The following is a 17,431-nucleotide window of genomic DNA, read 5'->3' as shown; positions in this document are numbered from 1 at the left end:
TGGCGGTTTACGACAGCCGATGCACGCATCAAACTACAGCGACTTTACCCATCAACTGAAAATTGACAGACCACTAGAGAGTTTTGAGTTAATTCAAATCCCCTTGCGTCTTCTGCCCCCCTTGCGTCCTCTGCCTCCTATCTTTTTTAGCCTTTAGCCTTTAGCCCTTATCCTTTCTAATGTGCGCTTCCCGGAAATTACCTGCTAAGCAGCAACGGGCGATCGAAATTCTCCTGCGGCTGAAGCGTCTCTACCCTGATGCAACCTGTTCGCTAGACTACGAAACGCCCATGCAGCTTCTGGTTGCTACCATTCTGTCCGCTCAATGTACGGATGTGCGGGTCAACATGGTGACACCAGAACTGTTCCGACGCTTCCCCGATGCGGCAGCAATGGCAGGTGCTGATTTAGACGAGATTGAGACGTTAGTTAAATCCACGGGCTTTTACCGCAACAAAGCGAAGAACATCCAGGCGGCCTGTCGCATGATCATGACGGAGTTTGGCGGTGACGTGCCACAGGTGATGGAAGACTTGCTGAAGTTGCCAGGTGTCGCACGTAAAACAGCCAATGTCGTGTTGGCGAATGCGTTTGGCATCAACATGGGCGTCACCGTCGATACACACGTCAAACGCTTGAGCTTTCGGTTGGGCTTGACGAAGCATACCGACCCAGTCCGCGTTGAGCGCGATTTGATGAAGCTGTTGCCGCAGCCTGATTGGGAAAACTGGTCGATTCGGCTGATTTATCACGGTCGCGCTGTGTGTATGGCGCGGAATCCCCAGTGCGATCGCTGCGCCTTTGCCGACATCTGCCCCTCTGCAACGCTCTCTCAAAAACCACTGGCGACTCCAGAACCCGATGATCTGGCGATTACACCCGAACATCCCCAGCCTGCGAGTGTTGAGAAGTCGGGGGTCTGAGCTAGCCATTAGGCTCAGCGGTCGTTGTGCATGAAGACCCCCGACTTCTATCGGAACGCTTTAAATTTAGTTGGCAAAAAGTCCGCTTAATTCACTACAATAGTAAGCTGTGTCTTAATTTAAAGAGTATCGGAATGACTCATGGCTAAAAAGAGCATGATTGAGCGCGAAAATAAGCGCAAGAAGCTAGTGGCAAAGTACGCCGAGAAGCGGGCAGACCTGAAAGAGCAGTTCGCAGCAGCAACCTCGCAGCAGCAACGGCTGACGATCCATCGCGAGATTCAACAGCTTCCCCGCAACAGCGCTCCCACCCGCGTTCGCAATCGTTGCTGGGTGACGGGTCGTTCTAGAGGCTTCTATCGCGATTTTGGTCTGTCTCGCCACGTTTTGCGTGAAATGGCGCATCAAGGTCTATTGCCTGGTGTGGTGAAGTCAAGCTGGTAAAGGAGTTTTTAGTTGTAAAGCCCTTTGGGCATACGAGAAAGGTTTTTAGTTGTTAGTAAAAACGCTGCTTGAGCTGATTCCAGGTTTGGTTACAGCTCGTGTGTCTAACAACTAAACACTAACAGCCAACAAGTGTCTTATTGTCCACAGCACCGATCGATTCCCAAGCTGTCTAGCAGCAAATCGCTGACGGCATTGGCGACGGTGAATTCGCCAAAAAAGCTGTTTGAAAAATCAAAGGATTCCATTTCGGTGACGATCGCCATCACCAGCGAACCGAGATCGTTTTCACCTTCCATGCGCTGCCGGACAAAGATCTGAGCGGCGCGTTTTGCTATCTGCCAGTTTGCGTCTTCTGGAATAAACTCTTGATTGAGCCATTGCAACAAGGCTGCCCGCAGCCATTCCCCTTCCTGTACGGGGTTTCGGGCAGGCGGCAGTGTAATGGGAGGAATCGGTTCAGCCATGAGCACGATCGGGTTTCACACGTTGCTGCTCTTTAGTGTAAGCCTGCCGGGGGGCGTTAGCAGGCGATCGCAACGCCAAACGCTAAAATCAACTGATGCAGCCCAGAGAAACACAGCCCAGAGAAACACAGCCCAGAGACTACGATGCCGTGCTTGGTGGTTCCAGCCCTTCACCCACGGGGGCGATGGTACTGGGTGGGTTGGAGGGTGTCAAACAGCGCTTTGGTAGCCCGATCGCCACACAGCGAATCGCTGCATTGCTGGAGGCACGGAAATACGGTCAGGTCGAGCTAGAGTTGCTCATGCAGGCGCTGCACGATGAATCGCTTCAGGTGCAAAAGGCTGCCTACTTGCGGCTGCAAAGGCATAAAGATACGATCGCGCAACGTGCCTTGGAGATGTATGACCCCTATGTTCTGTTTGAGTGTCTGGGAACATTGACGGGACACATGAGTGGTGTGACAGCGGTGGCAATCAGTCCCGATGGGCGATGGCTTGTCAGTGGTAGTCGTGACGAAACCATTAAGGTGTGGGACTGGTGGGCGCAAGAAGCGATCTTTACGCTCAACGCACGCACCTTTATCTATGCCATCACCGTTAGCGAAGATGGGGAAACCTTTGCCATTCGGGGGCGTGATCAAACTGTGAAGGCATGGATTTTGCGCACGGGACAGCAGATTCGGCCAGAAAAAGGAGCGCTACGCGCGATCGCGTCTGTCACGCTTACGGACGATCGTCACCTCATTAGCAGCAGTCAGAACGCGATCAAAATTTGGAACCTGAAGACTGGACGGGAACTCTGCACCTTGAAGGGACACACCAGCTTGGTTACTGCCGTTGCAGTCAGTGCCGATAAAGAACTGATTAGCAGCGGCAGTGAAGATCGAACGGTACGGGTGTGGGGAGTAGCTTAGAAGAAAGGCTAAGGGCTAAAGGCTAAAGGCTAAAGGCTAAAGTAAAAAAGATCCTGCTTTAATTTGCAAGGCTCGATCGAGCAACTTTTGCCCACACCTCATACCCAGTTCCAAATGACTCAATCGTTGAATCAGCCTGGTAAAGATGACGTCGTTTTGGGTGGTTCTGGGGTGATTCCGACAGGGGCAGTGATTCTGGGTGGCTTAGATGGGGTTCGCAGACGGTTGACTAGTCCGCTTCCAGAGCAGCGGGCGGCAGCGTTGCCGGATGCACTCCAGTATGCGCAGCGTGGACTTAATCTGGTGATTCGGGCGTTGGGCGATCGCTCTCCAACTGTGCAGCAGGCAGCCTATGAGCTTTTGCAGGCATGCACCGAGCCCAAGGTTGTCCGAGCTGTGGAGCAGTTTTATGCGAGTGCCTATTACGATCACCTACAGCGGCTTTTGGCTGGGAAACAGTGGCAAATGGCAGACCAGGAAACACGAGTGGTGATGCTAGAGCGCTACGGTCTGGGTGTGGATGAGCCGTTGCAGGCAAATCAGCTCAGGGGCTTTCCCTGTAAGGATCTACGCACGATTGACCAACTTTGGATGAAGTATAGCCAGGGGCGCTTTGGGTTTAGCGTACAGAAGGCAATCTGGCAGAAGTACGATCGCCTTTACTGGAACAAGTCCGATGTATGGTGCGCCTTTGCCGATCGTGTGGGCTGGCGTACCCACAACCTGCTTGTAGACAACCACTGGAAACGTCACGGCGAAATTACCTTCAGCCTCAGTGCGCCTGTAGGACACCTGCCGTTTCTAGGCGATAAGTTTGGGATTTTCACGGTCGAGGCGATCGTCAATCGACTGGGTGACTGTCAGCGATGACACAGGAAGCGGTTTTCTTTACAGCCGCCAAGCGTTGATCTTCTGATCATCAAAAAAAACAGTTTTCTAATACCTCACGCTACCTGGTTCGAGGTCGAAGGTTGGTCGATATGGTTTGGGTGTGTACCTGCATTGCCTGGTTTAAGGCAGCAATGAATTGTTGGATATGCGTTCTGTCATGGGTTGCCATGAGGGTTAGGCGAAGACGACTGGTCGGCACCGTGGGTGGACGGATGGCTGGCGCAAAAATGCCCGCTTGTCGCAGCGCCGCTCCCAGGTGAAGGGCGATCGCCGGACTTGCCGCCTGTAAACACAAGATGGGTGATTCCGACGGTAGTAGCGTCAGGTCTACATCCGGATTGTCTGCAAGCTGCTGGGTTAATGCTTGCTTGAGTGCGGCGACGTTTTGCCAAAGTTGGGTGCGGCGTTGGGGTTCTTGTCGGGCGATCGCAACCCCTGTTAATGCGGCTGCGGTATCCGCCGGAGAGAGTCCCGTCGTGTAGATCCAGCCAACCGATCGGTTTCGCAGGTAATCAATCAACGTTGCCGAACCTGCAACATAGCCACCCAAACTGCCCAATGCCTTGCTGAGCGTACCCACCTGGATTAATGGACTGCCAGTGCAGCCAAAGTGTTCGACACAGCCTGCCCCTGTTGCGCCTAAGACCCCTGTGGCGTGGGCTTCATCGACCAGCAGCATGGCGTCAAATGACGTTGCTAAGGCTAAAAGCTCTGACAACGGGCACAGGTCGCCATCCATACTGAAGACGCTGTCGGTCAGCAGCAAACAGCGACGGTAGCGATCGCGGTGCTGCTCCAAACGCTGCCTCAACTGTGCAACATCGCAGTGGGGATACGTCAAAACAGTTGCACCACTCAAAATGGCACCATTCTTGAGGCTGGAGTGGTTGTATTGGTCGGACAAAATGAGATCGCGTTTGCCGACCAGAGCGCTGACCGTTCCCAAATTAGCGAGATAGCCAGAGCTAAAAACCAACGCGTCTTCTGTTTGCTTCAGCGTTGCGATCGCCCGCTCCAACTGCTGGTGAAGATCACGATGCCCACTGACTAACCGCGATCCGGTGCTGCCTGTACCGTACTCCTGGGTAGCAGCGATCGCGGCTTGAATCAGGCGATCGTCTCCAGCCAAGCCCAAATAGTCATTGCTGGCGAAGTTGATGACGGGTTGCCCATCCAGTGTCATCACTGCACCAGAACGCCCATGAAGCGTCTGCATCGATCGATACCACCCTGCCCGATGAATGGTCGCAAGGGCATCCTCCATCCAGGAATAGGGATCGGCAGTCATGAAGGGTACGCAGTCATGAAGGGTACAAAGTTAGTGAGGGATTGTAGGTAAAGAAGAAGTTGTCAGTGGTCAAAAACCAACCTGATTGGTTTCACAAACAAAGCCGAAGTTCAATTGCTCCAAGGCGTCAGGAATCAATGTTGTCCGCATAGCTGATAGCTGACCGCTGATAGCTGCTCACTCCACAACGCCTAAAAAGCCATGCCTATCTGATGCATGTAGCTGAGCAGCCAGTTGGCGATCGTGGCGCGTCGCGTTTTACGGGGTACAAGTTCGTTGACTTTATAGCCTTGAAACCCCAGTTTTTCTTTCAGTAACTGTTTGTCCTCGGCGGGAATCGATCGCGTCAGTTTCACGGTGGCTGGACGACTGGCAATAAAATCGGGCGGTTCGGGATAGGCTTCTTGCCAATCGGGTGCAACGGCGGTAATGTCCCAGCGATCGTCTGTGCCCGATCGATAGCCTAAATAGTGCCACGCCAGGCGATTGACTGTATCATCCTCCAGCGTTTCATTGAGGATTGCCCAGATGGTTTCGGTGGTTAGCGGTGGAAGGTCAGACATCAGTTTTGTTCGCGTCAATCAGCCATCAGAAGACTACAGCGGTTTGCATTTGCATTCACCCCACCCCACCCCGTTCGGCTGAGCGCTCACGTCGAAGCCCCACACCCCACACCCATATTGATCCAGCTTTGCCTGACTAATCTGATCATGGCTGTATGTTATGCCCTTTGCAAGATGCGGTTCTATTCCTGTAGGTCAGAGAATGCTCTCACCATAAATATTCGGGTGAACCGTCGTTTAGAGGGTCATTATGACAAGTGCTATTGAATTCAGCTTATTTGCACCTTACAACAAAGAAGCCGCGTTGATTGGGTCATTTTCTGATTGGAAAGCCATCCCAATGACTAAAGGCAAGGACGGTTCCTTTCGGGTCAACGTTGACTTAGAAGACGGGGTTTATCAGTATAAATTTCGAGTCCGCTCCAAAAGCTGGTTTTTTGAGCCCGAGCAGTGGGTTGATGTTACCGATCCCTATGCGACAGATGTCGATGGCACCAGCAGCGAGGAGAACGGTATTGTTCGCATCAAAGGCGGTGAGCGCATTGTTGATACTTATGTCTGGAAGCATGATGATCATCCCTTACCCGCTGATCACGAACTAGTGATTTATGAACTCCATGTCGCTGATTTTTCGGGTGGTGAGGATGATAAAAAAGCACGTGGGCAGTATAAGCATGTGCTCGAAAAGCTGGATTATTTATGCGACTTGGGCATTAATGCGATCGAACTGATGCCCATTAAGGAATATCCCGGCAGCTACAGTTGGGGCTACAATCCGCGTCACTTTTTTGCCTCCGAAACTAGCTACGGTGCCAGCAGAGACTTAAAAAAGCTGATTGATGAGTGTCACGCCAGAGGCATTCGCATTTTGATGGATGGTATTTACAACCACTCTGAAGCCTCCTGCCCGTTGACTCAAATCGATCACGACTACTGGTATCACCACGAACCCCGCGATCCCGACAACAACTGGGGCCCAGAGTTTAACTACGAACATTACGACGAAAACTTGGAAACGTACCCTGCTCGACGCTTTTCTGGCGATGCGGTTCGTTACTGGGTGGGGGAATACCACATCGACGGCATTCGTTTTGATGCGGCACGACAGATTGCCAACTATGACTTTATGCACTGGATTGTGAATGAAGCCAAACAGACGGCGGGTGCCAAGCCTTTCTATACGGTTGCAGAGCATATCCCTGAAACCCCCAGCATCACGAATGTGGATGGTCCGATGGATGGCTGCTGGCACGACAGCTTCTATCACTGCATTTTGGAGCACATCTGCGGCGATACTTTCGATCTGGAGCGGCTGAAGGATGTGCTGGATGCCAAGCGTCAGGGCTTTCTGGGTGCAACGAACGTAGTTAACTATCTGACCAATCACGACCACAATCATGTGATGGCAGAACTGGGCGATCGCGAAATTTTGGGCGAGGAAGCCTTCCGTCGCGTGAAACTTGGTGCCGTTCTACTGATGACGGCTATGGGTGTCCCACTGCTCTGGATGGGCGAGGAGTTTGGCGAGTACAAGTACAAGACGATCGAACAAGCCAAAATCGACTGGACGCTACTTAGCGGCGATCTGAACCAGGGGCTATTCGCGTACTACAAAGGCTTGATTACCCTGCGGAAGGAGAACCACGCGCTCTACACTGAAAACATTGAGTTTTTCCACGAAAACCCAGACGGCAAAGTGCTTGCCTACACGCGCTGGAATGACGAAGGTTCCCGCTTAGTGGTCGTTGCCAATTTCTCCGATCAGTTCTTGGGCGGCTACGAAGTCGTTGATTTTCCCGCCGCCGGCACCTGGCACGAGTGGACGGGCAACTACGATGTTGCAGTTGGCGATCGTCGTCTGGCGATCGATCTTGGCCCCTTTGAAGCCAAAGTGTTTGTCTGGCAGGCTTAGGATGGTGAGGGGATGAGAAAAGTTTTGAGTTTTGAGTTGTAGGACAGGAGTGAGAAGTTCTAAGCTTTGAGTTGATTCTGACCCCTCTCCCCTCTCCCCTCTCCCCTCTCTTCCCTTGAGCCTTTCCTCCACAAACTTGCCTGATCACCAAAAGGGCTATGGTAAGATAAGGGACTGCGACTCTATATCAACCAGGAAGACGTACGAGATATGCCTCTGCTGCAACAGCGTAAACAAGAACTGATTTCCGACTACCAGGTTCACGAAACCGATACTGGATCTTCGGATGTCCAGGTGGCGATGCTAACTGAGCGTATCAACCGTCTCAGCCAACACCTCAAGACCAACAAAAAAGACCACGCCTCTCGTAAAGGGCTGCTGGGGATGATTGGCCTGAGAAAGCGCCTTTTGTCATACATCCAGAAGCAGGACAATGCTCGCTATCGGGCTCTCATTACACGGCTGGGTATTCGCGGCTAAACGATTCGCGGTAAAATAAGGTCAGGGCTGTCTATGACTGCGAAGAAAAAGAAGGCTCAAAATAACGCCGCTTCTACTACTTCTACAGATAAAGAAGTAGACGAATTGATTCGTTTACCGTTTGAACCTGCTCAAACCCGTCCAAAGCCATCGAAACAAGTTGCTCCAGTCAAGCAAGGTGCGACAGTTCAGGGGGCAACATCGCCAGCAAAGGCGTTTGCTAAAAGACAGCCGAACATCTCGCCGATCCCTGAAGTCGTCAATCGCCGGATGGTGAGCCGAGCGGCAAAGTTTTGCGGCATTCCGACTGCTGGTGCATTGCTTACCTTTGTGGTTAGCTACGTTTTGATCGCCAACGATTTTTTTAAACCACCTACAGTTGTCGTACTTCTCGTTAGCCTGGGCTTTTTTGGTCTGGGCGTGTTGGGCTTGAGCTACGGTCCCCTTTCTGCCTCCTGGGATGAGGAGCGAGTGGGGCACTGGTTGGGCTGGGACGAATTCAAACTCAATTTTGGGCGGCTTCAAGAGACCTGGAAAGCTGCCAAATATGAGAAAGACTCTCCCCCTTCTGCTTGAACTTGCCTGTAACTCATCGACCAGATGTCACAGCATGCGGTCGGTTGCCCTTCCTAATTCCAATTCTTAATAGTTAGTGACGTTTTAGTGCCGCGATCGTTCAGATCCTTACCATTCTTTATTTACTAATCTATTCACTCAGCAGCAGGGAGACAGACCAATGATTGTCGTCATGAAAATCGGTGCCCCAGAAGCCGAAATTACCCGACTCACTGAGGAATTCTCTAGCTGGAATCTGAATTCAGAAAAGATTGTTGGGAAGCACAAAGTCGTCATTGGTTTGGTTGGCGACACCGTTGATATGGATCCACTCCAGATCCAGGAGTCTAGCCCCTGGATCGAGCAAGTCCTGCGAGTAGAAAAGCCATACAAGCGCACCAGTCGGGAATATCGTCACGGCGAAGCGAGTGAGGTGATTGTCCCGACGCCGAATGGGGCGGTTGCTTTTGGTGAACACCATCCTCTCGTAGTGGTGGCTGGTCCCTGCTCAGTTGAAAACGAAGCGATGATTGTTGAAACGGCGCGTCGAGTGAAAGCGGCAGGCGCACAGTTTCTGCGTGGGGGTGCGTTTAAACCCCGCACATCGCCCTATGCGTTTCAAGGGCATGGCGAAAGTGCGCTTGGCTTGTTAGCTGCTGCACGAGAGGCGACTGGTTTGGGCATCATTACCGAACTGATGGACGCGGCTGATTTAGAGATTGTCGGTGAGGTCGCCGATGTGATCCAGATTGGTGCCCGCAACATGCACAACTTTTCACTGCTGAAGAAGGTTGGCGCTCAAGATAAGCCCATTGTGCTGAAGCGCGGCATGTCAGCCACGATCGAAGAATGGTTGATGGCAGCCGAATACCTCCTTGCCGCTGGCAACCCGAATGTGATTTTGTGCGAGCGGGGTATTCGTACCTTTGACAACAAGTACGCGCGGAATACATTAGACCTGTCTGTTATTCCAGTGCTCCGATCGCTCACCCACTTGCCCATCATGATCGATCCCAGCCACGGTACCGGGCGATCGGAGTATGTGCCGTCAATGGCAATGGCGGCGATCGCGGCGGGTACTGATTCGTTGATGATTGAAGTCCACCCCAACCCCAAGAAAGCGTTGTCTGACGGCCCTCAATCGCTGACACCAGAACGGTTCGATCGTCTCATGCAAGAGCTTTCTGTCATTGGTAAGGCAACGGGGCGCTGGTTTGCCGAACCTGCAACAGTCGGCGTGTAGGAAATTTCCAGCAGACATTTTTTTAGAAATGTCCTTAGGGGCTGTAAAGAAATAACGTCATGGACTGTAGCGGTCAGCCATTAGCGGTCAGCCATTAGACAAAAGCTGACCGCTGATAGCTGATAGCTGATCCAAAAGTATGCAGTTATTTTTTAACAAGTCCTTAGCTTAAGCTGCTGCCATTCGCTTGTGCTTGGCAAGGCGAGTTTGAGGCCGTCAAGGTTTACCCTTGTTGGGTTACAGTCATAGAGCAATCGTTTCGTTCACTTTTTGCCTGTGGATTACCAAACGGCGCGGAGTTTGTTGGTCAATCAAGGGATGGCGACAGAACAAAATCCAGACGCGCTACTTACTCACCTGAAGCAGGGACAGCCTCCTATCCCGGGTCAGGTCACATCAGTTTTGCTAGCGCTGAAGGTCGTCTTTGAGTCGCTGCGAGAAAGCGCTGAGTTTGAGCGAGAACTAGCTTGCGCGCTCTATCTTTTGGCTAGTGACAGTCGGCAAGAGTTTGAAAACGGTCAGCGCTTAGGGGTTGATTGGCCACCGTTGCTGGATGAAGACCTCGCCCGCATTGCCGCAGCCGTGAAGAGTATATTTGTGGGCACGTGGCAGGGGTCAGAAAGGCTAAAGGCTAAAGGCTAAAGGCTAAAGTACCTAAAACTTATCCTTCATACTTTATCCTTTCCCCTTTTCCTCACCGATTACGCAATTCCGCTTCTAGCTTTGGTAAGTCGTCCCTCAGAAAAACGATGATTTTGCCAGAGTAGGCAAAGCCGTTCTTTTGTCGGGCAATTTCGAGCCAGTAGGCATAGCGATCGCCTTCGCGAACTTCGCCTTGCAGCGCTGCCAGCAAGGGAGTATCGCGATTGACCGCCCGATCGAGGGTGTTCTGGGTGGGATAGGCGTAAAGCGTTTTTGCCTGAGCGAAGTCCTGGTAAACGGTGGGCCCGTAGATGACGCGCAACGCTTCTTGCAGGCGATCTCGGGTCACGCCATTCTGTATATCGAAAAACGAGGTTTCTTCAGTGCGAATAATGCCACCCGTTGAACCCGACGAGGCTCTCCCAACTTGCTGTGGGGATGCGGAAAACATAAAGCGCTGAGCGGGTGTGTCACTTTTTCGCACTAGCAGCTTTTCGCCACGAACGGGGCGTAGCGTTGGATTGGCCTGAATCCACACAACTGCCTCGTCGGGCGTTTGCCCTGGCAATGCCTGAACACGTCCCGCTAGCAGACTGAGGGCAACACTGAGCCCGATCGAGAGCCGTCGAGTATAGTGCTTTTTCGGGGGGACTAAGTGCTGCGTAGGAGATGTATGAGGCCGCGTCCTACGCCCTAATCCACCCTTCAGCCGATCGTGCATCACCGCAAGTCTGTCATCCATTGTCCCTGGTCTACTTGTCTAGAGTTAAGCCATCTTGCCATCACTTTCGCCGTTTGGCACTGCAATGTCTTAACTATTCACTAGGCTCATTGGCTCAACGCGGAACGGGAACTTGGCTGAGTAAGGCACTAATTACAGTATCTACCTGGAGTCCATCAAGTTGGGCTTCGGGGCGCAGCATGAAGCGATGGCGCAGCGTCGGTGGGGCAACCGCTTTAATATCATCTGGTGTGACAAAATCACGTCCACTTAGCCAGGCGGTTGCCTTACTGGCCTGAAGCCACGCAACCGCCGATCGCGGTGATGCACCCAAGGCGAGATCGGGATGCTGGCGCGATCGCTGTACCAGGGCAAGCAGGTAATCAAGCAAAGAGTCGGCTACTTTGACCGATCGCACTCCCTGTCGTGCAGTCAGAATTTGCTCTACTGACAGCAAGGGCTTTAGCTTTGCCAGATCCAGCCGTTTTGTTTGCAGCCCTGTCTGACTGTTCAGCAGCATTTGCTTTTCGGCTTTTGGCTCTGGGTAGTCCACAATCAGCTTGAAAAGGAAGCGATCGAGCTGTGCCTCTGGTAAAGGGTACGTGCCTTCAAATTCCAGTGAGTTTTGTGTGGCAATCACCCAAAACAGATCGGGTAGAGGCAAACTTTGCCCATCCAGTGTGACCTGCTGTTCTTCCATTGCTTCTAGCAACGCCGCCTGAGTTTTGGGTGGGGTGCGGTTCACTTCGTCTGCCAGCAAAATCTGCGTAAAAACGGGGCCTTTCTTCAGCGTAAAGTTCCGAGTATTCAGGTCAAAAATATTGGTGCCCAGAATATCAGAGGGCAAAATATCAGGCGTCAGCTGAATGCGGCGAAAATCTGCCTGTACCAGTTGTGCTAACACTTTTACTAGCAGCGTTTTGCCCGTTCCTGGCACGCCTTCTAAAATGACGTGTCCGCCTGCCAGCAGTGCCACCATAAACTGCTGCACCAGCGCATTTTGCCCCACAACAATCTGGCTTAGGGCTTGGGAGAGGCGATCGAAGGCGGCGTTGAGTTCAGGCATGGGGAGGGGAGGGGAGAAGTGAGAGGGCAATTCTACTTTTAGTTTTTAGTTTTTAGCTTTTAGCTTTTAGCTTTTAGCTTTTAGCTTTTAGCCTTTAGCCTTTCCTCCCTAGCTGTTGTCGAATGGTTTTTATTTCCTGCAACCACTTTAACAAGTCTGATTCACCGATTCGGCGGGAGTGTATCGCTGGATGCAGTGCCGCTTCTAGTATGGCAGCGGGTTGTCCGGTTTGCTGTGTCCAGGCATCAAGTAGTGTGGCTAACGGTAGCGGCTCTGTGCCTAAGCCAAGGGCTTTTTGGACTTCCAACTGCTCTGCTTTACAGACAGTTGTAACAACAAACTGGCTGCTTTCAGCTTTACGCAACACGGCTGACAGCGCTTGAATATAGGCTTTGCTATTGTCAGTCGATGGCGTAGGGAGGGCGATCGCGGGGCCTAACCGTCGATTTTGTCCCCAAATGAGTACTAATAGTATGACGATCGTCTGCAGGACGACTAGTAGAACGGGCGTTTTTGCCAGGTAGCCTAGCAAGCTGCCAGATGTTTCTTGCTGAATCACATCACTATCTTTATAGCCGTGTGAATATTCGTCTACCCAGATCGGCAAATTTGGCGTGGTAACGAGTCTTGCTAAAAATTCATAGTTCCCTTGAGCATTCTGATAAGCATTCGCTGCCAGATTGGGAGTGGATGCAAAAATAATCTGTCCCTTGCCCACCGCTTGTCGCCAAACAATAGAGCCAAAGGAGTCGTTTAACAGTGGCTTGGTTTTCGCGTCGCGATCGACTCCACGACGGCTGGTCTGAATGCGGATCTCACCAACGGGATTGGCGATCGTGCTATCAAACGGCGCTTTCGTCACCGGAGTATTGACACCGAGTAGCACCAAGACGTTGCCGCGTTCCACCCATGACATACTGGCAACCGAGAGCGGCTCGCCATTGCTGATCTGGAGCAAAGTGATTGGATCGGTAGGTGCAGCGGCGGTAGCAGAGAACGCGGCAGCGCTGATCCCTGCGGTTGAGGCTCCAGGGGCAAGGGTTTCGATCGCAGGCGTTTTTGGCTCACTGGGTTGGAATAGCGACTGCAGGGGCTTTTGCCAACGGTGAATGGTCAACCCTCTGGACTCCATCAACGCGTACCAGGCTCCATAGCCATGAGGTGCTCGCCCATAAGTAGAGCCACTCTGAAGCCGATTGCCTGGAGCCGCAAAGAGACTGAGAATAACTAAGGTTGCCAGGGCGATCGACAGTAGCCAGATTTGTCGCTTAGAGAGGGACATGGGGGAGAGGAAAGAGGGGTGAGGAGAGAGGGGTGGGGGAAGCAGGGGCGGCAGAAGGCATGGGACAGGAGGCAAGAGGCGAAGAAGAGGAACGTCTTTTGAGCGTACAAGCAAGGTTTTTAGTTTTTAGAAGAAAGCTGACCGCTGACCGCTGACCGCTGACCGCTAAACGCTAACCGCTAAACGCTAACCGATTAAAACACCCCTCACTCCTTACCCCCCACCCCTCTCCTCTTCAATGTCTCGATAGGCTCTTTGACAGCGATCGAACTCAGCCACTGAAATGACGGTGTTGTCGAAACAAAGTTGTTCATGGGTGCGAATGAGTACTTGATACGGCGCAGAGCGTGGCAGCGTTTGCACGATTTGAAGATACTCGCCATCGGTCCGGCTGGGCTCGTGGGGAATCGGTTCTGTGTCATTCAAGCGCTGGAGTGCTGCCAGATAAAGGGCGCGGCAGGCTTCGCGATAGTTACCTTGTTGGGCAAAGGTACGCGATCGCTGGAGCCATGCTGCTACCGTTAAAGGGGGATTGGTAGAGGCTTTGCGATCGGTCTCTCCCGCTTGGGCGATCGACATGGCATTGAAGTAAGGCCGCGCAAGCTGGTAGATCTGCCAGCCTAGCCAGCCTAGCAAAAGACCTGCTATCACCCAAAACAGCAGCCTCAGAAGCCATTCTGGCAGTGACCAGTTGGGCAACCGGGCGCTATCGACAGGCGCAAACAACCGTTCCAGACCTTCGCCTATGCGTTGCTGCAGCAATTGAAGCTGCCACTCAGGGCTGTTTTTCTCGAAGGAGCCTGCCATTGGTTTGCGTTCCTTAGATTGCGCGATCGGTGACTGAGACGCCGGATGTTAGAGCGGAAACTGCCGACTAATCCACTTCTTCTGGGGCTGGCATTTGCACCAGGATGACACTCACACGCTGACTATCATCCAGCACAGTGAGTTGAACGTCATCAATCTGTAACGTATCGCCTGCTTCTGGGGGGCGCTGCAACTCTTCTAAAAAGAGCCCCGCCAGGGTTGCGGCTTCGTCGCGAGGTAACTGCACATCCAGTTCATTGTTCACGGTTGCAATGCTGGCACGAATTTTGAAGATGCCTTCGTGCGCGCTAATCTGGCGAAATTCGCGTTCTTCTTCAGCATCGTACTCATCGCGGATTTCACCCACAATTTCTTCCAACACGTCTTCTAACGTCACCAGTCCAGCAGTGCCACCAAACTCATCGCGCACAATGACCAGATGCAGACGATTTTGCTTCATCTCTGCCAGCAGATCAGTGGCTGACTTGGTTTCGGGGATGTAATGAACGGGACGCAACAACTCGCGAATGCCAGGAGGCTGCTCCAGCATCGGAGGCAAGGGGCGAATGAGATCTTTGACATGCAAAATGCCAACAATATTATCCAAATCGTCTTCACAGACAGGCAAGCGAGTGTGGGCGTTCTCAGAAACAATCTGACACGCTTCTTGCAAGGACGTAGTGCTTTTGAGGTACTGAATCTGTACTCTCGGCACCATGATGGCTCGTGCCGTGATGTTGCTCAACTCAACGGCACCATGAATAATGCGACGCTCTTGCTCACCTACGGCACCACCAGCTAGCCCAGCATCGATCATTGCCTTGATTTCTTCGGTGCTGACAGAGCCTTCCTCCTCGATCGCAGAATTGCCCGTTAGCTCCAAAATTAGATTGGTGGAGACGCTGATCAATTTGACGATCGGCGCTGTCAGCTTTTGCAACAGGCGTAACGGACGAATGCAAAAGAGAGAAAATTCTTCAGCATGACGAATTGCCAGTTTCTTGGGTACAAGCTCGCCAAAAATCAGGCTTACGAGAGCGATCACAGCCGTCACACCGACTAGCGAAATCTTTTCGGCTAAAGCTGGGGCAATAAACGGATGCAGCACCTCGGCAAGTGGAGTCGCCAGATTTTCAGCAGCGAAGGCACCATTAAGAAAGCCCGTTAGCGTGATGACCAGTTGAATCGTTGCCAAAAAGCGAGTGCTGTCTTGGGTTGTTGCCAGCACCAGGCGAGCACGGCGGTTACCTTGATCTGCCAGCAGTTGCAGGCGAACATCACTGGCGGAAACGAGGGCAATTTCTGATGCTGCAAAGAAGGCATTGATGGCAATCAGAGCAACGTTGATTCCAATGAGTAGGGGAATGTTGGTCGCTGTATTCATGTCGGAGGTTGGGGATAAAACGGTCTTCTCTAAGAAGACGCGCTAAATTATCCAGCCAATAATAAAGTTAGGGACTGTCCAAAGTTTAGCGTCTATCCCGTGTCCTTTCTCAAGGGGGTTCGCACAGACTCAGATTACAGTCGCGCCTTCTCCGTGAAACATGCTGTGAAACACTCCGTGAAATATGAAGATGGCAGACGGGTGTCTACTTCTCCCCCAATGAGATGAGACTTTGCGAGGCCTGATAGGGACTCTTGCGCTCTGCAGCAGCGCTACTCCGTAAACCACTCATGATAGAAGGGAGGGTGATGGGCCAAAGAAGGGAGGCCATGATCAGCATTATCCACGAGTCAAAATGGGTTTTGGGCGTCGATTCATCCTCTAAAAAGGCTTGCAGCGCTGTTGAAAAGACGAGAGCCGCAGGAATCAGATAAAACACCATAGAACAAGGAAGCAACAATAGGCACATCCTATGAGTCAGTATGAGAGGAAGTCAATGAGCAATGTGCGGAATCTAAAGCCACACACCCAGTAACGGGAACAGTATTAGCGGTGTTTACACGGTACGTGTCCGCTACTGCTTAAAGATGTGATTCAACCCATAAAAATGCTGGTTCACTTATGGTACAAACGTATTGTAGTTCAAGGGCAGAAAGATGCAGCAACGTTTGGGCATGGTGACACTGGGTGTGCAAGATTTGCCACGATCGCTGCGGTTTTACCGCGATGGGTTGGGCTGGAAGCCGGATGACGGTGAGTACGAAGATATTGCCTTTTTCTCGCTCGGTGACGTAACGCTGGCACTCTATCCACGCCTAAAACTGGCAGAGGATGCAACAGTTGAGCCGTTGGGAACAGGTTTCTCAGGCATCACGCTATCGTACAAGGCAAAAAGTCGGGTGGAAGTCGATGCCATCCTCAAACACGTTGAACAGTTAGGCGAACAGGTTGTGAAACCGGCACAGGATGTTTTCTGGGGTGGCTACAGCGGTTACTTTGCCGACCCAGATGGTTATCTTTGGGAAGTTGCGTGGAGCGCCTCCTGGGGATCTGAGACGTCGGACTCTTAAAGGTTAGGCGTGAACGAACGGTGTTGGCGCTTTTAAATCTGCCTCCCATCGCTCCGATTGCTCTGAATCAGTCTCAGCGTTAAGGGCTCTTTCCACTGCACAACTGTTTGGTGACCGCTTGTAGCGTTTTTAAGCCTTTGAGAGACCCACGCACCAGGCGAGCCGCCGCGATCGGTTGCCGCATCATCCCCAAAGCCAACGGCAGTGGTCGTAGTGCCCCATCAGCGCTAATCGCGTTCGTAAGGGTTGGTAAAGCGTGCTGTGCGTTGTCGCTAATGACCCTCAACATAGCGACAGTAACGCCCGCTTGCTGCAGGGATTCTAACGCGGCAAAGCCTTCCATATCGACAACATCTGCACTGTACTGCTGCGCAAGTTGGTGCTTTTCTTGGGCAGACGAGACGAGACGATCGCTAGTTAACGCTCTGACCAATCGTGCTTTCTGTATTAAGGTTGACTGCAGTCGTTCAGTCAGCGCTGCATCACAGGGCAAGAGGGTAGGCGGTTCGGCCCGATTGATGCACTCTCGGTAAAACACGATGTCCCCAATTGCCTGATGTTGGGTCAGCCCGCCGCATAACCCCATAACCAAAAGCGCTTGTCCAGGCACCATAGGCTGCCTCTGTTGCAATGCTTGCAGAAAGCGACTGAGTGGTGCTGGTCCGACCGGAATCGGCACCACTATTGGAGCCGTTGCGCCTCTAATGCCCCGACGTACTGCCTGATACTCTGCTCCCTGAGGGACAAGAATCAGATCAATCACTGAGCTTCGCGCCCTG

The 17,431-nt window shown here is 52.3% G+C and carries 19 protein-coding genes; 10 read left to right on the top strand and 9 right to left on the bottom strand.

Going from position 1 to position 17,431, the window contains the following annotated elements; all coding sequences use genetic code 11:
- Positions 1–179: 179 nt before the first annotated feature.
- A complete protein-coding gene (gene nth, locus C7B82_RS08495) occupies positions 180–923 on the top strand; it encodes an endonuclease III (protein ID WP_106255868.1) in 744 nt (247 codons plus the stop codon).
- Between the two features lie 141 nt (positions 924–1,064).
- The gene (rpsN, locus tag C7B82_RS08490) at positions 1,065–1,367 is read left to right on the top strand and encodes a 30S ribosomal protein S14 (protein ID WP_106255867.1); all 303 of its coding nucleotides are present in this window, start codon (positions 1,065–1,067) and stop codon (positions 1,365–1,367) included.
- A 137-nt stretch (positions 1,368–1,504) separates the two neighbouring features.
- Here the strand turns inward: rpsN and C7B82_RS08485 are convergent, their stop codons facing one another.
- A complete protein-coding gene (locus C7B82_RS08485) occupies positions 1,505–1,834 on the bottom strand; it encodes a hypothetical protein (RefSeq protein ID WP_106255866.1) in 330 nt (109 codons plus the stop codon).
- Between the two features lie 95 nt (positions 1,835–1,929).
- On the opposite strand from C7B82_RS08485, the gene C7B82_RS08480 reads away from it, so the two are divergent.
- Positions 1,930–2,748, top strand: a complete 819-nt coding sequence (locus C7B82_RS08480) for a WD40 repeat domain-containing protein (protein WP_106255865.1) — start codon at positions 1,930–1,932, stop codon at positions 2,746–2,748.
- A 114-nt stretch (positions 2,749–2,862) separates the two neighbouring features.
- Complete coding sequence (locus tag C7B82_RS08475) at positions 2,863–3,618, top strand: GUN4 domain-containing protein (RefSeq protein ID WP_146141100.1); 756 nt, start codon at positions 2,863–2,865, stop codon at positions 3,616–3,618.
- A gap of 79 nt (positions 3,619–3,697) precedes the next feature.
- Here C7B82_RS08475 and bioF read toward each other — a convergent pair whose 3' ends face one another.
- Both bioF and C7B82_RS08465 read right to left on the bottom strand, forming a co-directional pair.
- On the bottom strand, positions 3,698–4,927 hold the full coding sequence (gene bioF, locus C7B82_RS08470) for an 8-amino-7-oxononanoate synthase (RefSeq protein WP_106255863.1): 1,230 nt from the start codon (positions 4,925–4,927) through the stop codon (positions 3,698–3,700).
- A gap of 191 nt (positions 4,928–5,118) precedes the next feature.
- Positions 5,119–5,490, bottom strand: coding sequence for a DUF1823 family protein (locus C7B82_RS08465; protein ID WP_106255862.1), 372 nt, complete (start codon positions 5,488–5,490; stop codon positions 5,119–5,121).
- A gap of 250 nt (positions 5,491–5,740) precedes the next feature.
- On the opposite strand from C7B82_RS08465, the gene C7B82_RS08460 reads away from it, so the two are divergent.
- The 5 genes from C7B82_RS08460 (at position 5,741) to C7B82_RS08440 (ending at position 10,322) form a co-directional block, all read left to right on the top strand.
- Positions 5,741–7,402 (top strand): alpha-amylase family glycosyl hydrolase, encoded by a 1,662-nt coding sequence (locus C7B82_RS08460; RefSeq protein WP_106255861.1) that lies wholly within the window; start codon positions 5,741–5,743, stop codon positions 7,400–7,402.
- Between the two features lie 210 nt (positions 7,403–7,612).
- The gene (gene rpsO / locus C7B82_RS08455; protein ID WP_106255860.1) at positions 7,613–7,882 is read left to right on the top strand and encodes a 30S ribosomal protein S15; all 270 of its coding nucleotides are present in this window, start codon (positions 7,613–7,615) and stop codon (positions 7,880–7,882) included.
- Between the two features lie 33 nt (positions 7,883–7,915).
- Positions 7,916–8,458: a PAM68 family protein gene (locus C7B82_RS08450; RefSeq protein ID WP_106255859.1), complete on the top strand. Its 543-nt coding sequence runs from the start codon at positions 7,916–7,918 to the stop codon at positions 8,456–8,458.
- A 160-nt stretch (positions 8,459–8,618) separates the two neighbouring features.
- Positions 8,619–9,680 (top strand): 3-deoxy-7-phosphoheptulonate synthase, encoded by a 1,062-nt coding sequence (gene aroF / locus C7B82_RS08445; RefSeq protein ID WP_106255858.1) that lies wholly within the window; start codon positions 8,619–8,621, stop codon positions 9,678–9,680.
- Positions 9,681–9,956: 276 nt separating this feature from the next.
- A complete protein-coding gene (locus C7B82_RS08440) occupies positions 9,957–10,322 on the top strand; it encodes a Dethiobiotin synthetase (RefSeq protein WP_106255857.1) in 366 nt (121 codons plus the stop codon).
- 52 nt (positions 10,323–10,374) lie between these two features.
- On the opposite strand, the gene C7B82_RS08435 is transcribed toward C7B82_RS08440, so the two are convergent.
- The 5 genes from C7B82_RS08435 to C7B82_RS08415 form a co-directional block, all read right to left on the bottom strand.
- Positions 10,375–11,064, bottom strand: a complete 690-nt coding sequence (locus C7B82_RS08435) for a hypothetical protein (RefSeq protein ID WP_245939797.1) — start codon at positions 11,062–11,064, stop codon at positions 10,375–10,377.
- 94 nt (positions 11,065–11,158) lie between these two features.
- Complete coding sequence (locus C7B82_RS08430) at positions 11,159–12,109, bottom strand: AAA family ATPase (RefSeq protein ID WP_106255856.1); 951 nt, start codon at positions 12,107–12,109, stop codon at positions 11,159–11,161.
- Positions 12,110–12,203: 94 nt separating this feature from the next.
- On the bottom strand, positions 12,204–13,391 hold the full coding sequence (locus tag C7B82_RS08425) for a DUF4350 domain-containing protein (RefSeq protein WP_106255855.1): 1,188 nt from the start codon (positions 13,389–13,391) through the stop codon (positions 12,204–12,206).
- A gap of 213 nt (positions 13,392–13,604) precedes the next feature.
- On the bottom strand, positions 13,605–14,198 hold the full coding sequence (locus C7B82_RS08420; RefSeq protein WP_106255854.1) for a DUF4129 domain-containing protein: 594 nt from the start codon (positions 14,196–14,198) through the stop codon (positions 13,605–13,607).
- 67 nt (positions 14,199–14,265) lie between these two features.
- Entirely contained in the window at positions 14,266–15,582 is a 1,317-nt protein-coding gene (locus C7B82_RS08415; RefSeq protein WP_106255853.1) for a hemolysin family protein, read from the bottom strand.
- 656 nt (positions 15,583–16,238) lie between these two features.
- Here C7B82_RS08415 and C7B82_RS08405 point away from each other — a divergent pair.
- Positions 16,239–16,652, top strand: a complete 414-nt coding sequence (locus tag C7B82_RS08405) for a VOC family protein (protein WP_106255851.1) — start codon at positions 16,239–16,241, stop codon at positions 16,650–16,652.
- A 79-nt stretch (positions 16,653–16,731) separates the two neighbouring features.
- On the opposite strand, the gene C7B82_RS08400 is transcribed toward C7B82_RS08405, so the two are convergent.
- Positions 16,732–17,415 (bottom strand): 5'-methylthioadenosine/S-adenosylhomocysteine nucleosidase family protein, encoded by a 684-nt coding sequence (locus C7B82_RS08400; RefSeq protein WP_106255850.1) that lies wholly within the window; start codon positions 17,413–17,415, stop codon positions 16,732–16,734.
- Between the last annotated feature and the right edge of the window lie 16 nt (positions 17,416–17,431).

The organism is Stenomitos frigidus ULC18 (genome assembly GCF_003003795.1).
Lineage (GTDB): Bacteria > Cyanobacteriota > Cyanobacteriia > Leptolyngbyales > Leptolyngbyaceae > Stenomitos > Stenomitos frigidus_A.
The sequence above is the reverse complement of the archived record's forward strand: the minus strand, read 5'-3'. Positions and strand labels throughout refer to the sequence as shown.

Bases quoted from the DNA above. Each gene is read 5' to 3' on its own strand.
- aroF (WP_106255858.1), top strand. From the start codon at position 8,619: ATGATTGTCGTCATGAAAATCGGTGCCCCAGAAGCCGAAATTACCCGA.
- rpsO (WP_106255860.1), top strand. From the start codon at position 7,613: ATGCCTCTGCTGCAACAGCGTAAACAAGAACTGATTTCCGACTACCAG.
- C7B82_RS08480 (WP_106255865.1), top strand. From the start codon at position 1,930: ATGCAGCCCAGAGAAACACAGCCCAGAGAAACACAGCCCAGAGACTAC.
- C7B82_RS08435 (WP_245939797.1), bottom strand. From the start codon at position 11,064: ATGGATGACAGACTTGCGGTGATGCACGATCGGCTGAAGGGTGGATTA.
- C7B82_RS08460 (WP_106255861.1), top strand. From the start codon at position 5,741: ATGACAAGTGCTATTGAATTCAGCTTATTTGCACCTTACAACAAAGAA.
- C7B82_RS08405 (WP_106255851.1), top strand. From the start codon at position 16,239: ATGCAGCAACGTTTGGGCATGGTGACACTGGGTGTGCAAGATTTGCCA.
- bioF (WP_106255863.1), bottom strand. From the start codon at position 4,927: ATGACTGCCGATCCCTATTCCTGGATGGAGGATGCCCTTGCGACCATT.
- C7B82_RS08430 (WP_106255856.1), bottom strand. From the start codon at position 12,109: ATGCCTGAACTCAACGCCGCCTTCGATCGCCTCTCCCAAGCCCTAAGC.
- C7B82_RS08425 (WP_106255855.1), bottom strand. From the start codon at position 13,391: ATGTCCCTCTCTAAGCGACAAATCTGGCTACTGTCGATCGCCCTGGCA.
- nth (WP_106255868.1), top strand. From the start codon at position 180: ATGTGCGCTTCCCGGAAATTACCTGCTAAGCAGCAACGGGCGATCGAA.
- C7B82_RS08415 (WP_106255853.1), bottom strand. From the start codon at position 15,582: ATGAATACAGCGACCAACATTCCCCTACTCATTGGAATCAACGTTGCT.
- C7B82_RS08450 (WP_106255859.1), top strand. From the start codon at position 7,916: ATGACTGCGAAGAAAAAGAAGGCTCAAAATAACGCCGCTTCTACTACT.
- C7B82_RS08475 (WP_146141100.1), top strand. From the start codon at position 2,863: ATGACTCAATCGTTGAATCAGCCTGGTAAAGATGACGTCGTTTTGGGT.
- C7B82_RS08485 (WP_106255866.1), bottom strand. From the start codon at position 1,834: ATGGCTGAACCGATTCCTCCCATTACACTGCCGCCTGCCCGAAACCCC.
- C7B82_RS08420 (WP_106255854.1), bottom strand. From the start codon at position 14,198: ATGGCAGGCTCCTTCGAGAAAAACAGCCCTGAGTGGCAGCTTCAATTG.
- rpsN (WP_106255867.1), top strand. From the start codon at position 1,065: ATGGCTAAAAAGAGCATGATTGAGCGCGAAAATAAGCGCAAGAAGCTA.
- C7B82_RS08465 (WP_106255862.1), bottom strand. From the start codon at position 5,490: ATGTCTGACCTTCCACCGCTAACCACCGAAACCATCTGGGCAATCCTC.